Here is a 13,096-nt window from a genome sequence, read left to right on the forward strand (position 1 = left end):
ATCGTGCCGCCCTATGGAGTTCTGCCCGTGGCCCGCAACAAACCCCTGAATCTGTACCGCAACATCGGCATCATCGCGCACATCGACGCGGGCAAGACCACGACCACCGAGCGCGTGCTGTATTACACCGGCAAGAAGCACCAGATCGTCGACGTGCACGACACCAAGGAAGGCAAGGGTTCCACCACCACTGACTACATGGAGCAGGAGCGCAAGCGCGGCATCACGATCCAGTCGGCCGCGGTGTCGGCGGTGTGGAAGGGCCACCAGATCAACGTCATCGACACGCCGGGACACGTCGACTTCACCATCGAGGTGAACCGCTCGCTGCGCGTGCTGGACGGCGCCGTGGTGGTGTTCGACGGCGTCGCCGGCGTGGAGCCGCAGACCGAGACCAACTGGCGCCTGGCCGACCAGTACAAGGTGCCGCGGCTGTGCTACGTCAACAAGATGGATCGCATCGGCGCCAACTTCGCGCATTGCGTGAAGGGCATCCGCGAGCGCCTCGGCGCCAACGCGCTGCTGTGCCAGGTGCCGCTGGGCAGCAGCGACGAATTCGTGGGCATGGCCGACCTGGTCGCCGGCACGGGCTACATCTGGGCCTCCGACGACAAGGACAGCGTGTGGGAGAGCGTGCCGCTGGAGCAGCTGAAAGACCGCCTGAAGTTCGGCTCCGACGCCGACAACGCGTGGATCGCCGACCTGCCCAGGCTGCGTGAGGACCTGCTGGAAAGCGCGCTGGCGCTGGACGACGACGCGTTCGAACATTTGATCAACACCGGCGAATTCGACCCGGCCGTGCTCAAGCGCTGCATCCGCAAGGGCACCGTCACCGGCGAGCTGGTGCCGGTGTTGTGCGGCTCGTCGTACAAGAACAAGGGCGTGCAGCAGTTGCTGGATGCCGTGGTCGACTACCTGCCCTACCCCGGCGAGAACGGCGGCATCGCGATGGTCGACGAGGACGGCAACGTCGTCGGCGAACAGGCGGTGACCGACGACGCGCCGGCGCGCGCGCTGGCGTTCAAGGTGATCAACGACCAGTTCGGCACGCTGACCTTCTGCCGCATCTACTCCGGCGTGATCAGGAAGGGCGACACCCTGCTCAATGTCACCCGCGGCAAGAAGGAGCGCGTGGGCCGCATCGTCGAAGTGCAGGCCGACGACACGAAAGAGATCGATGAGGTCCGCGCGGGCGACATCTGCGCCTTCGTCTCGATGAAGGACACCGAGACCGGCGACTCGCTGAGCGATCCGGCGCACCCAGCGCTGCTCGAGCGCATGCGCTTCCCCGACCCGGTGATCAGCGTGTCGGTCGAGCCGAAGAGCCGCAACGACGTCGACAAGCTGTCCACCGCGCTCTACAAGATGGTCAAGGCCGATCCGTCGCTGCGCATGGAAGTGGACCAGGAAACCGGCCAGACCGTGCTCAAGGGCATGGGCGAGCTGCACCTGGAAATCACCATCGACCGCATGCGCACCGAACTGGGCGTGGAAGCGAGCATGGGCAAGCCGCGGGTGAGCTTCCGCGAGGCATTCGGCCAGACCGTCGAGCACACCTATACGCACAAGAAGCAGAGCGGCGGCTCGGGCCAGTTCGCCGAGGTGAAGATGATCTTCGAGCCGGGCGAACCGGGCTCGGGCGTGGTGTTCTCCGACGAGGTGGTCGGCGGCCGCGTGCCCCGAGAATACATCCCCGCGGTCGAGCACGCGATCAAGACCGAATCGCGCGAAGGCCAGATCGCCGGCTACGAGGTGGTCGACTTCAAGGCACGCCTGATCGACGGCAAGTTCCATGACGTCGACTCCTCCGCGCTGGCCTTCGAGATCGCCACCCGCCAGTGCTTCCGCGAAGCGCAGAAGCTCAGCAAGCCGAAGCTGCTGGAGCCGATCATGAGCCTGGAGGTGGTCACCGAAGCGACCTACCTGGGCGACGTGATCGGCGACATCAACCGCCGCCGCGGCACCATCACCGACCAGGGCCAGAAGGGCACCTCGGCCTTCGTGCAGGGTTTCGTGCCGCTGTCGGAAATGTTCGGCTACATCAACTTCCTGCGCTCGGCCACCAGCGGCCGCGGCAACTTCTCGATGATCTTCGATCACTACCAGGAAGTGCCCGCCAGCATGGTCGACAAGCTGATGGAGAAGGAAGCGAAGTAAGGCCCACACACGCCACGACGAGGATCGCCGCGACGTACTGCAGCAGGCCCGGGGGCTCGTATCCCGGGCCTGTTCTGTTGGGGCGACCACCACGACCACGGGATTTTTTACGCGAATTTTATGCTGTTGCCGCACGACGCTATGCCGTTGTTACAGCCTGACGCCCAGACTGCGCGCCTGATCCGTTCCAGGTACTGCAGATGTTCTACATCCCCGCTCCTCACATCGCACCGGCTTCTGCCCAAGCCCGCGCCACCGACCAGCGCGCATGAGCAACTCTCCACAAAAGCGCCGCCTCGCCGCGCTGGCGCTCGGCGCCGTGGGCGTGGTCTACGGTGACATCGGCACCAGCCCCCTGTACACGCTGAAGGAAGTGTTCGGCGCGCATGGCGTGCCGGCCTCTCCGGCGAATGTGCTGGGCGCGCTGAGCCTGGTGTTCTGGTCGCTGATCATCGTGGTCTCGATCAAGTACCTGCTTTTCATCATGCGCGCCGACAACCGCGGCGAGGGCGGCATCATGGCCTTGCTGGCGCTGGCCCAGCGCAGCGCGCGGCACGTGCCACGGCTGCGCATGAGCCTGATTGCGCTGGGCCTGTTCGGTGCTGCGCTGTTCTACGGCGACGGCGTGATTACCCCGGCGATCTCGGTGCTGTCGGCGGTCGAGGGACTGAAAGTGGCCGCGCCCGCGCTTGAACGCTGGGTGGTACCGATCACCATCGGCGTCATCGTCGGCCTGTTCTGGCTGCAGAAGCACGGCACCCACCGCATCGGCGCCGTGTTCGGCCCGGTCTGCGCGGTCTGGTTCATCAGCATCGCCGGGCTCGGCGTGCTGGGTATCGCGCGCAACCCGGAAGTCCTGCTGGCGCTCAGCCCGGGCTACGGCTTCGACTTCTTTCTGCGCAATCAGGCCGAAGCCTTCTTCGCGCTGGGTGCGGTGGTGCTGGCGGTCACCGGCACGGAGGCGCTTTATGCGGACATGGGCCATTTCGGCAAGCGGCCGATCCAGCTGGCCTGGTTCAATTTCGTGTTGCCGGCGCTGGTGCTGAACTACTTCGGCCAGGGCGCGCTGATCCTTCACGACCCCGCTGCGGTGGCCAACCCGTTCTACCACCTGGTACCGCGGTTCATGCTGTACCCGATGATCGCGCTGGCGACCGCGGCCACCGTGATCGCCTCGCAGGCGGTGATCTCCGGCGCATTCTCGATGACGCGCGAGGCGATGCAACTGGGCTACATGCCACGCATGCCCGTGGTGCACACGTCACACGAGATGGCGGGGCAGATCTTCGTGCCGTGGATCAACCGGGTCCTGCTGGTCCTGATCGTGGCGGCCGTGCTCGGCTTCCGCTCGTCGGACAACCTGGGCGCCGCCTACGGCATCGCGGTCACCGGCACCATGGTCATCACCACCCTGCTGGCCCTGGTGGTGGCGCGCTACCAGTGGCGCTGGCGTCTTCCCGCGGTGCTCGCCACCGGCGCCTGCCTGCTCACCGTGGACCTTGGCTTCTTCAGCGCCAACCTGGTCAAGGTCGAGCACGGCGGCTGGTTTCCGCTGGCGCTGGGCCTGGGCGTTTTCGTGGCGATGACCACCTGGCGCCGCGGGCGCGAGCTGGTGGTGCGCGAAATCCAGCAAGGCGGCCTGGCGCTGGCGCCGTTCATCCGCAACCTGGCCGATCACCCGGCGACGCGGGTACCCGGCACGGCCGTGTTCCTTACCGCCAACCCCGAGTCGATCCCCAGCTCGCTGCTGCACAACCTCAAGCACAACAAGGTATTGCACGAACGCAACGTGCTGCTCACGGTGGAGACCCTGGATACGCCCCGGGCCGAGCCCGCCGAATGGTTCGAATGGACGGCGCTGGGCGAAGGATTCATTCGACTGCGCCTGCGCTTCGGCTTCGGCGAGGACCCGGATGTACCGCTGCGGCTGGCGCAATGCGGCCCGGCCGGCCTGCCGTTCGACATGATGGAAACCACCTTCTTCGTGTCGCGCGAGACCGTGGTGGCCGGCCGCCATGCCCACGGCATGGCGGCGTGGCGTGACCGCCTGTTCGCCTTCATGGCGCACAATGCGCTGTCCGCGACGGCGTTCTTCCAGATTCCTGGCAATCGGCGCATCGAGCTCGGATCGGAGGTGGAGATATGACGCGACGCCAGCCAGCAACCCCGGCACCGAGGCGCCTGCAGCATGCATGAGCCGGCGTCACGCCGCCGACGCGGTTCGATCGTAGCCGACTACCTGTTTGCCACGATGGTCACGCTGGCGGCCTTTGCGCTGGCTTTCGTCGCCGACCGCTACCTGTCGATCGCCAACCTGTCGCTGATCCTGCTGACCGCGGTGCTTGCCGTTGCGGTGCGCAAGCGCATGGCCGTGGCCGTCTATACCGCCGTGCTCTGTTTCATCGGCGACAACTTCTTCTTCACCCGGCCACGCCACACGCTGGCAGTCGCCAGCGCCGACGACGTGCTGGCGATCGGCCTGTTCCTGATCGTCGCCCTGGTCTGCAGCCGCATGGCCACCCGGCTCTCCAGCCAGGTCGTCTCGCTGCGTGCCGCCCAGTTGCGGGCACGCACGCTGTTGCAGCTTGGCAAGCAACTGGCTACCGCCAGCGATGCTGCAGCGATTCGCGAGGTCGGCGCGCGCGCACTGACGCAAGCTGTCGGTGCAACCGCGCGCATCGACCCTGCCGAGGGCGAATCCACGGTCGAACGGAACGGCGATTCTGACGATCGCTGGGTGGTTCCGTTGACCGTTGGCGCACATGACCATGGCAGGGTGACGTTTGCCACGCCGGGTTCGGACGAACCCGACGTCGAGCGGCGCGAGCTGGCGCTCGCAATGGGTCAGGACATTGCGCTGGCACTGGAACGCGCCCGTTTGGCGCACGAGCTGGAGCAGGCGCGCGTGCAAGGTGAAACCGAGAGACTGCGCAATGCCCTGCTCTCCTCCGTCTCGCACGACCTGCGCTCGCCGCTGGCATCGATGATTGGTGCTGCCGACACCCTTGTCATGTATGAAACGCAACTGCCGCGCGGCGAGCGGCAGGAGTTGCTGCAGTCGATCGTGCATGAGGGCCAGCGGCTGGACCGCTACATCCAGAACCTGCTGGACATGACCCGGCTCGGCCATGGCGCGCTCAGGCTGCATCGCGACTGGGTCGATGCGACCGAAGTGGTGGTCGCCGCCACCGACAGGTTGCGCCGGTTCTTCCCGGAACTCGCCATACGGACGGCACTGCCGCAGGAGACGGTGCTGCTCTACGTGCACCCGGCACTGATCGAGCAGGCGCTGTTCAACGTGCTGGAAAACGCCGCGCATTTCTCGCCGCCCGGCGAGGCCGTGAACGTGGAGGCGGCCGTGACCGGCGAACAGCTGCAGATCGAAGTGATCGACCACGGCCCGGGCATTCCGCCGGACGAGCGGTCGCGTATCTTCGACATGTTCCATTCGGTCTCGCGTGGCGACCGCGGCAACAAGGGCACCGGGCTGGGACTGTCGATCTGCCGCGGCATGATCGGCGCGCATGGCGGCAGCGTGGAAGCCTTGCCCACGGCCGGTGGCGGCACCACCATCCGCATCACCCTGCCACTGCCACCTGCACCGGAGACCAGCGCTTGAACACGTCCGCGCCACGCGTGCTGGTGATCGATGACGAGATGCAGATCCGTCGCTTCCTCGACATCGGCCTGCGTGCCGAGGGTTATCAGGTACTGCTGGCGGCCAGCGCGGCGGAAGGTCTGACACTGGCTGCCACGCAGTCGCCCGACCTGGTCATCCTCGACCTGGGCCTGCCCGATCGCGAAGGCCACGAAGTGCTGGCCGAACTGCGCCAGTGGAGCTCGGTGCCGGTGCTGATGCTGTCCGTGCGCAACGCCGAGAGCGAGAAGGTGCGCGCGCTGGACAACGGCGCCAACGACTATGTGACCAAGCCGTTCGGCATGCAGGAACTGATGGCCCGGCTGCGCGCCCTGCTGCGCCACCATCCCGCAACCGGCACGACCGACCTGCCGCCACGTTATGACGATGGCCATCTGGCGATCGATCTGGTACGACGTGAAGTCAGCCTCGATGGCCACGAGGTCGCGTTGACCCGCAAGGAATACGCCGTGCTCGCGCTGCTGCTGCGCCATGCCGGCCGCGTGGTCAGCCAGCAACAGTTGCTGCGCGAGGTATGGGGTGCCAGCCACGTGCAGGACACCCACTACCTGCGCATCGTGCTGGGCCGCCTGCGCCAGAAGCTGGGCGATGATCCAGCCGCGCCGCGCTGGCTGAAGACCGAGCCTGGCGTAGGTTACCGCTTCCTGGAAGGCACCGGCGAATTACCGCCTGGCTGAAGTCGTGCAGACCGGCATCGTCCCTGCCGCATCCATCGGCTCGCGGCTTCGCTGCTTGCCTACATCTCGATCTCTTCGCCGCCAAGGTCCGTGATCATCCGCTCGGCCTGCCGCACCAGGACCTGCGATGACTCCTTGTAGCGGTTCGCGATCTCGCGGATGCCGTCCGCGCAGCCGAGGAAGGCATCGACGACGTCCGGGTCGAAGTGCGTTCCGCGTCCTTCGCGGATGACCTGCACCGCCTCTTCATGGGATATCGCCCGTTTGTATACGCGCTTGTTGATCAATGCGTCGTACACGTCCGCCACGGCCATCAGCCTTGCCGAAATGGGTATCTCGTCTCCCTTCAGGCCCTTCGGATAGCCACTGCCATCCCACCATTCCTGGTGGCTGTAGGCGATCTCCTTGGCATAACGCAGGAAGCCGATCTCCTCGCCGATGGCGGCTTCGGCATTGGCAATGGCGTTGCCGCCCAGCGTGGTGTGCATCTTCATGATTTCGAATTCGTCCGGCGTCAGCTTGCCCGCCTTGAGCAGAATCCGGTCGGGAATGCCGATCTTGCCGATGTCGTGCAGCGGTGCCGACTTGAACAGCAGGTCGATCGTGCCTTCGGTCAGGAAGGCGGCGAAACGCGGGTGACGGGCGAGCTTTTGCGCCAGCAGCTTCACGTAATGCTGGGTGCGCAGGATGTGGTTGCCGGTATCGTTGTCGCGGGTTTCGGCCAGCGATGCCAGGGCGCGGATCGTCACCTCCTGGATCATCGTGACTTCCCGCGTGCGCCGCTGCACCTCGCGCTCCAGAAACTCGCTCTTGTACTTCAGGAAGTCACGCGCCGCCTTGAGCTGCAGATGGTTGCGCACGCGCGACTGCACCAGCGGTGGACTGATCGGCTTGGTGATGTAGTCGACGGCGCCCAGCTCCAGGCCGCGGCGTTCTTCCTCGACCGAGCTCATCGCGGTCAGGAAGATCACCGGGATGTCCCGTGTCCGCGGGTCTGCCCGAAGCTGCCGCAGCACTTCGTAGCCATCCATCTCCGGCATCATGATGTCGAGCAGGATCAGATCCGGTGGCGTCGACGCCTGCGCCAGCTGCAATCCCCGCGCACCACCAGGGGCGACCTTCACCTTGAACTCCCCGCGCAACACCTCGCTGATCAGGGCGAGGTTTTCCGCGGTATCGTCGATGGCCAGCACGACTTCCCGGGTTTCCGATTCGCTCATTGCCTGTCTCCGTCACTTCGCGGCTGCATTCCCTGAGACCCTGTCTAACATACACCCGTGGGTTCCGGGCAAAAAATCCGTGATCGGCGCGTTACTGCGGAAGCGCATCGAGCGCCGTCAGCGCCGCCTCAAAATCGAAAGCCGACATGGCACGCGCCACGTCATGAAAAGCGGATGCATGCGAAGTCCCTCCGGTGAGCCGGAGGATCTCCTCGATCACCGCGGCAGCCTCCGCGTCGCCATCGAGCAGCAGGATGCGCAGGCGCTGGACCAGTCCCTGCAGGTACTCCGGGTCCGCGCCGGCAGACCCGGCGATTGCCTCCGGCTCATGCGTGGTGAGGGCGGCGAGGCCAGCCATGACCTTGTCCAGTTCGACGCAGGTACGCTGCAACAGATCGACGATGCGGTCCGCGCCCGCACTGTTGATGCAGGCAAGTTCCAGTGCGGCGGCGCACGTCTCCAGCGCCCGTGCACCGAGGGTGCCGGCCAGGCCTTTCAGGGTATGCGCCGCACGCTGTCGATCGGCCGGATCGCCCTGCTCCGACGCCTTCAGGAAGCGTGTTTCGAAATCGCGCTGACTGTCGCGGAACATCGTCAGCAGGCGCGTGTACAGCGCCACGTCGTCCATCGCCGCGGCAAGGCCGACCTTCGTGTCGATGCCCGGCAACGGCGGCAGCAGGCCGTCGGTCGGGCCGGTGATGCCGGACGAGGGGTTTTCCTGCACCGGCATGGCGCCCTTCTGGACGGCCGCAGTTGACGAAGCGGCAGGCCTGACCCATTTCGCCAGCGTCGCGAACATGTCGGCGACGCGCAGCGGCTTGGCGATGTGGTCGACCATGCCGGCATCGATGACCTTCTCGCGGTCGCCGATCATCGCGTTGGCGGTCATCGCGATGATCGGCAGTCCCGCCAGCGCAGGCTGGGCGCGGATCGCCCGGCTGGCTTCGTAGCCATCCATCACCGGCATCTGGCAGTCCATCAGCACGGCGTCGAAATGGCTGTCACGGGCCAGTATGTCGAGCGCTTCCTGGCCGTGACCGGCAACCACCACTTCCATGCCGGCCTGGGCCAGGATCTCCCTGGCCAGTTCCTGGTTGACGTCGTTGTCCTCCACCAGCAACACGCGGGCGCCACGCAGCCGACGCAAGGCCTCGTTGTTGCGTTCGGCCTTGCGATGGACGCGGGAGTCGACAACCTTGCCCTTGCCCAGCGCCTCGACCACGGCGTCGAACAACGACGAGAAGGTCACCGGCTTGGTCAGCACGGCCTGGACCCGGACGCCGCTTCTTGCCGCCGCATCGAGTGCTTCATCGCGACCATGGGCGGTCACCATGATCACCGCGGGGAAGGACGTCATGGCGGTGTATTCCTGCAGACGGCGAATGGTTTCCACACCATCCATCGTCGGCATTTTCCAGTCCGTCAGCACCACGTCGTAAGGATGACCGCCGGCCGCCGCCGCGGCCTCGGCAATCATCACCAGGGCCTGGCCACCGCCACTGGCGGTATCGGCGTCCACGCCGAACTCGGTGGCGATCGTCGCCAGGATTTCGCGTGCCACGGGGTTGTCGTCGACGATCAGCAGGCGCAATCCGTTGAGATCGTCGGCATACAGTTCGGGGCGAAGCGAAGGCATGGCCTGCACGCCCAGCAGCGCATGAAAATGGAAGGTCGAGCCCTGGCCCGGCTCGCTGTCGACCCATATCTCGCCACCCATCATGCCGACCAGCCGGCGCGAAATGGCCAGGCCCAGGCCGCTGCCGCCATATTTGCGCGTGGTCGAACTGTCGGCCTGGGAGAACGACCTGAACAGCGCCGAGACCTGTTCGCCGGTCATGCCGATTCCCGAATCGCGCACCTGGAAATGCAGTTCGACCTGGTCGCCTTTCATGGCAACCCTCTCGACGCTGACCACCACCGCGCCCTTCTCGGTGAACTTGACGGCGTTGTTGCCCAGGTTGACCAGGACCTGCCCCAGTCGCAGCGGGTCGCCGACCAGCGCGGTGGGCACGTCCGGAGCGATTTCGAACAGCAGTTCGAGGTTGCGCTGTTCGGCCTTCAGGCCGACCAGGTTGGCAAGGTTGTCCATCACGTCTTCCAGACGGAAGTCGACCGATTCCATGGCCATCTTGCCTGCCTCGATCTTCGAGAAGTCGAGGATGTCGTTGATCACCCCGAGCAGGTTCTCGGCGGCGCGGTGGACTTTCTCGATGTAGTTGCGCTGGCGCGGGTCCAGCGTGGTCTGCAGGGCGAGGTAGGACATGCCGATGATCGCGTTCATCGGCGTGCGTATCTCGTGGCTCATGTTGGCCAGGAAGTCGCTCTTGGCGCGGGTCGCCTCCTCGGCAATGTCCCTCGCCCGCAGCACCTCGCCCTGGACACGCTTGCGCTCGGTAACGTCGACCAGCCAGCCGATGATGCCGTCCTCGCCATCGAACGACAGCGGAACGTAGGTGCCCTGCATGTCGCGAACGCTGCCATCACGGACAACCAGGTGGGTTTCCGCGTTCCTGGCGAATCCGTCGCGCCGGATGATCTCCATCAGGTCTTCGCGTTCGCGCAAGTCCACGTACAGACGACGCCAGTCGTCGCCCGGCCCCAGACCGAAGGTCTTCATGAACCGGGGATTGGCGAACTTGATCTTCCCGTCCACCGAGAAGTCGATATTGATCGGACTGGTATCCAGGATCATCTGGAGACGCTCACGCTCGCCGGCCAGCTTGACGGTCTGCTCGCCGACCTTCGCCTCGAGTTCGTCGGCAAAGCGCCGCAGCGCCTCGCTGGCGCGAACCTCGATGGTGTTGTCCACGCCGACGGTGGCCACGCCCACCGGTGCCTTCTCACCCGAAACCTCGATGGGAAACCGCACCAGCTGGTGGTGTCTGGTCTGGCCCTGGGCATCGGTGAAGCTGATGTCGAATCGCGTGGGCTCGCGCTTCCGCAGCACTTCGTCACGTTGCCGCTCGCGTTGAAGCCGATGCTCCGACTCGGTGCTTTCGTAGCCCGCGGCATCGACGAAGATGTCGAGCAGCGGCGCGATCGCATCGAATCGCGAGTTGGTCTGCACATACCTTCCATCGGCGGCCTGGATGCACATGTAGGCGGGCGCGTTGCTGAAGAAGCTGACAAGCCGTGCCTCGCTGCGCTGCATGTCGCGACGCAAACGTGCGTCGCGGTACGACAGCAGCAACAACAAGGTCACCGCGGTCGCCGCCAGGGCGTAGACCCAGAACGCGGCGAATCGGGAAGGCCGATACGCCTCGGACTCGTCGATTTCCACGATCAGGCCAAGATTCATGCCCTGCAGCCATTGGCCCGCGCCCACCACCGGGACCCGACGGTAGTCGAGGTAGTCGTCCATGAACCAGCTTTCGCCGCCGTTCGAGGCGAGGAGCGCCTGCGCCAGCCGCGTCGGCGGATCGCTGCCCAGCGGAAGCGGCAGCTTGTCCGATGCCGCCGGGTGGCCCGAGGGGACGCGAGCGTACAACCGGCTGACGTGATTGCCCTGCGGCGTCGACAGATTTCCCTCAAAAGCCGATTCGAAGCGGCTCGGCGTGCGCAGGCGCGCATCGCGACCGATCAGCATCGCCTCGCCGGTTTCTCCCTGCCAGCCCGCCGCAAGCAGGGGGAACAGCAACTTGCGCGGGTTGGAGCCGATGCAGAAGTAGCCCAGTACCCGCGTCCCGTCAGCCACGGTGCGACAGGCCAGCTGCACGAAGTCGCGGTCGCCCTCGGCCCTCGCCTGAGCTGACAGCTTGGTCGCGCGGAACGGCGCGGAAACCGCATAGCCGTCGGCGTCGAGCTTGGGCAGCATCGCGGTCAGCACTTGCGAAGTGTCGCCGACATGCACCGGATCATCCACGGCGAGGATCGTACCCGCGGGGTTGTAGAGCACGTAGATCCTGAAGCCGTACTGGGTCTGGCGATGGGCCGCCCACGCAGTCATCCTCGACCGCGCCCCGGCATCTGCCGGATTCAGCGAAAACGACCGGATGAGGTCGATCAACTCGGGGTCTTTCACGATGGCCGCGGTAGCCTCGATCTGGTTCCTGTACAGCACCTGCAGCAGATCGGCGGCGGCGTCGAGGCTGGCCTTGAGCTGGGAACGCACCGACTGCTGGTCGAGCACGCGAATCCGGTTCGCCGCCACGACGCTGAACAACACGATGACGATCGCGCTCGACGCGGCGACCAGTGGCAGCCAGTTGCGGAAGGGCGTGACGCCACCGCCACGCCCTTGAACGAACGAGATCAGGCTGGCCACGAACTTCATGGGTGGCCCAGGCCGGCGAAAACGATCGCAGCCGGATTCCCGGCTGCCGGGCGGGGCACGGGCACCCGCGCGGGGCCGGCGCTGCCAGGGATGATGCGCGTCAGCGCGAAGCCGCCCATCGACAGGATCGGGACGAACTTTCCTTGCAGCCTCGAGCCCATGTGAACTCCCCGCAAAGCGACAGAGATTGCATGCGCGATGGTGTCACACGCGCTTCCACTCCACGTTCACATGCCGGTCGTGCATGCGCCATGAAAGTACGCTGCGCGCGTGACCTCAAGCCGACAGGTGCTCGTACACGATCACCGCGCCCACGCCGATCAGGATGATGCCGCCAATCACCTCGGCGCGTCGACCCACCATCGCACCAAGCACGCGGCCCAGCATGACGCCCAGCGTGACCATGCTGAACGTGCACAGGCCAATCACCACGGCAACCACGGCGATCGGCGTATCGACGAAGGCCAGCCCCACGCCCACGGCCAGCGCATCGATGCTGGTGGACAGGCCGGTCAGTGCAAGGCCGATGAAGCCATGCTTCTTCATATCGTCGGCCGGTTCGTCCGACTCCGGCTTCACGCCGTTCCAGATCATGTGCAAGCCCAGCGCCAGCAGCAGGGCGAACGCGGCCCAGTGATCCCAGGCCTGGATATAACGCGAAGCGCCCCTGCCCAGCAGCCAGCCGACCACCGGCGTGATCGCCTCGATGACGCCGAAGATCAGCCCGGCGCGCATGGCCTGGGACAGCCGCGGGCGCGTCATGCCCGCACCCTTGCCGATCGCCGCGGCGAACGCGTCGGTGGACATGGCGAAGCCGAGCAGCAGGATGGAAACGGGATTCATGCAATGCCTTGTGGTCGGGCCAGGCGCAACGGCAGCACGGCGCGCCCGACCTCCGTGGCGCCGTGAACCGCTGGTCTCGCCAACCGGAATCGGTGTCTTCGCCACGGCGGATGGACGCCGAGCATGTTGACGAAGACGCCTCGTCGCAACGAGGCAGGCTACTCCCCAAGGGGTGTGGTCGAGCCGGCCGGGCCGGCACAACCGGGGGCAAGCGTAACACGGCGTCCGGGGCCATCGGCATTCCACGCTACAATTGCCGGTTCGCGTC

Annotated in this window: 8 protein-coding genes and 1 riboswitch; of the genes, 4 read left to right on the forward strand and 4 right to left on the reverse strand. The window is 65.8% G+C overall.

Annotation, left to right across the window (positions count from 1 at the left end; translation table 11 throughout):
• Positions 1-27: 27 nt before the first annotated feature.
• From fusA to I6J77_RS14550, 4 genes are all read left to right on the forward strand, one after another.
• Positions 28-2,157 (forward strand): elongation factor G, encoded by a 2,130-nt coding sequence (gene fusA, locus I6J77_RS14535; protein WP_204109555.1) that lies wholly within the window; start codon positions 28-30, stop codon positions 2,155-2,157.
• A gap of 268 nt (positions 2,158-2,425) precedes the next feature.
• Positions 2,426-4,303, forward strand: coding sequence for a potassium transporter Kup (locus I6J77_RS14540; RefSeq protein ID WP_204109556.1), 1,878 nt, complete (start codon positions 2,426-2,428; stop codon positions 4,301-4,303).
• Between the two features lie 42 nt (positions 4,304-4,345).
• On the forward strand, positions 4,346-5,776 hold the full coding sequence (locus I6J77_RS14545; protein ID WP_204109557.1) for an ATP-binding protein: 1,431 nt from the start codon (positions 4,346-4,348) through the stop codon (positions 5,774-5,776).
• 38 nt (positions 5,777-5,814) lie between these two features.
• Complete coding sequence (locus I6J77_RS14550; protein WP_239309293.1) at positions 5,815-6,492, forward strand: winged helix-turn-helix domain-containing protein; 678 nt, start codon at positions 5,815-5,817, stop codon at positions 6,490-6,492.
• A 59-nt stretch (positions 6,493-6,551) separates the two neighbouring features.
• Here the strand turns inward: I6J77_RS14550 and I6J77_RS14555 are convergent, their stop codons facing one another.
• From I6J77_RS14555 to I6J77_RS14570, 4 genes are all read right to left on the reverse strand, one after another.
• On the reverse strand, positions 6,552-7,712 hold the full coding sequence (locus I6J77_RS14555) for a two-component system response regulator (protein WP_204109559.1): 1,161 nt from the start codon (positions 7,710-7,712) through the stop codon (positions 6,552-6,554).
• A 91-nt stretch (positions 7,713-7,803) separates the two neighbouring features.
• On the reverse strand, positions 7,804-11,985 hold the full coding sequence (locus I6J77_RS14560; protein WP_204109560.1) for a response regulator: 4,182 nt from the start codon (positions 11,983-11,985) through the stop codon (positions 7,804-7,806).
• Positions 11,982-12,146: a hypothetical protein gene (locus I6J77_RS14565; RefSeq protein ID WP_204109561.1), complete on the reverse strand. Its 165-nt coding sequence runs from the start codon at positions 12,144-12,146 to the stop codon at positions 11,982-11,984. The genes I6J77_RS14560 and I6J77_RS14565 overlap by 4 nt, the downstream gene beginning before the upstream one ends.
• 115 nt (positions 12,147-12,261) lie before the next feature.
• Entirely contained in the window at positions 12,262-12,828 is a 567-nt protein-coding gene (locus I6J77_RS14570) for a manganese efflux pump MntP family protein (protein ID WP_204109562.1), read from the reverse strand.
• 2 nt (positions 12,829-12,830) lie between these two features.
• Positions 12,831-13,007: riboswitch (yybP-ykoY riboswitch) on the reverse strand.
• Positions 13,008-13,096: the final 89 nt, after the last annotated feature.

The organism is Rhodanobacter sp. FDAARGOS 1247, from assembly GCF_016889805.1.
GTDB lineage: Bacteria > Pseudomonadota > Gammaproteobacteria > Xanthomonadales > Rhodanobacteraceae > Rhodanobacter.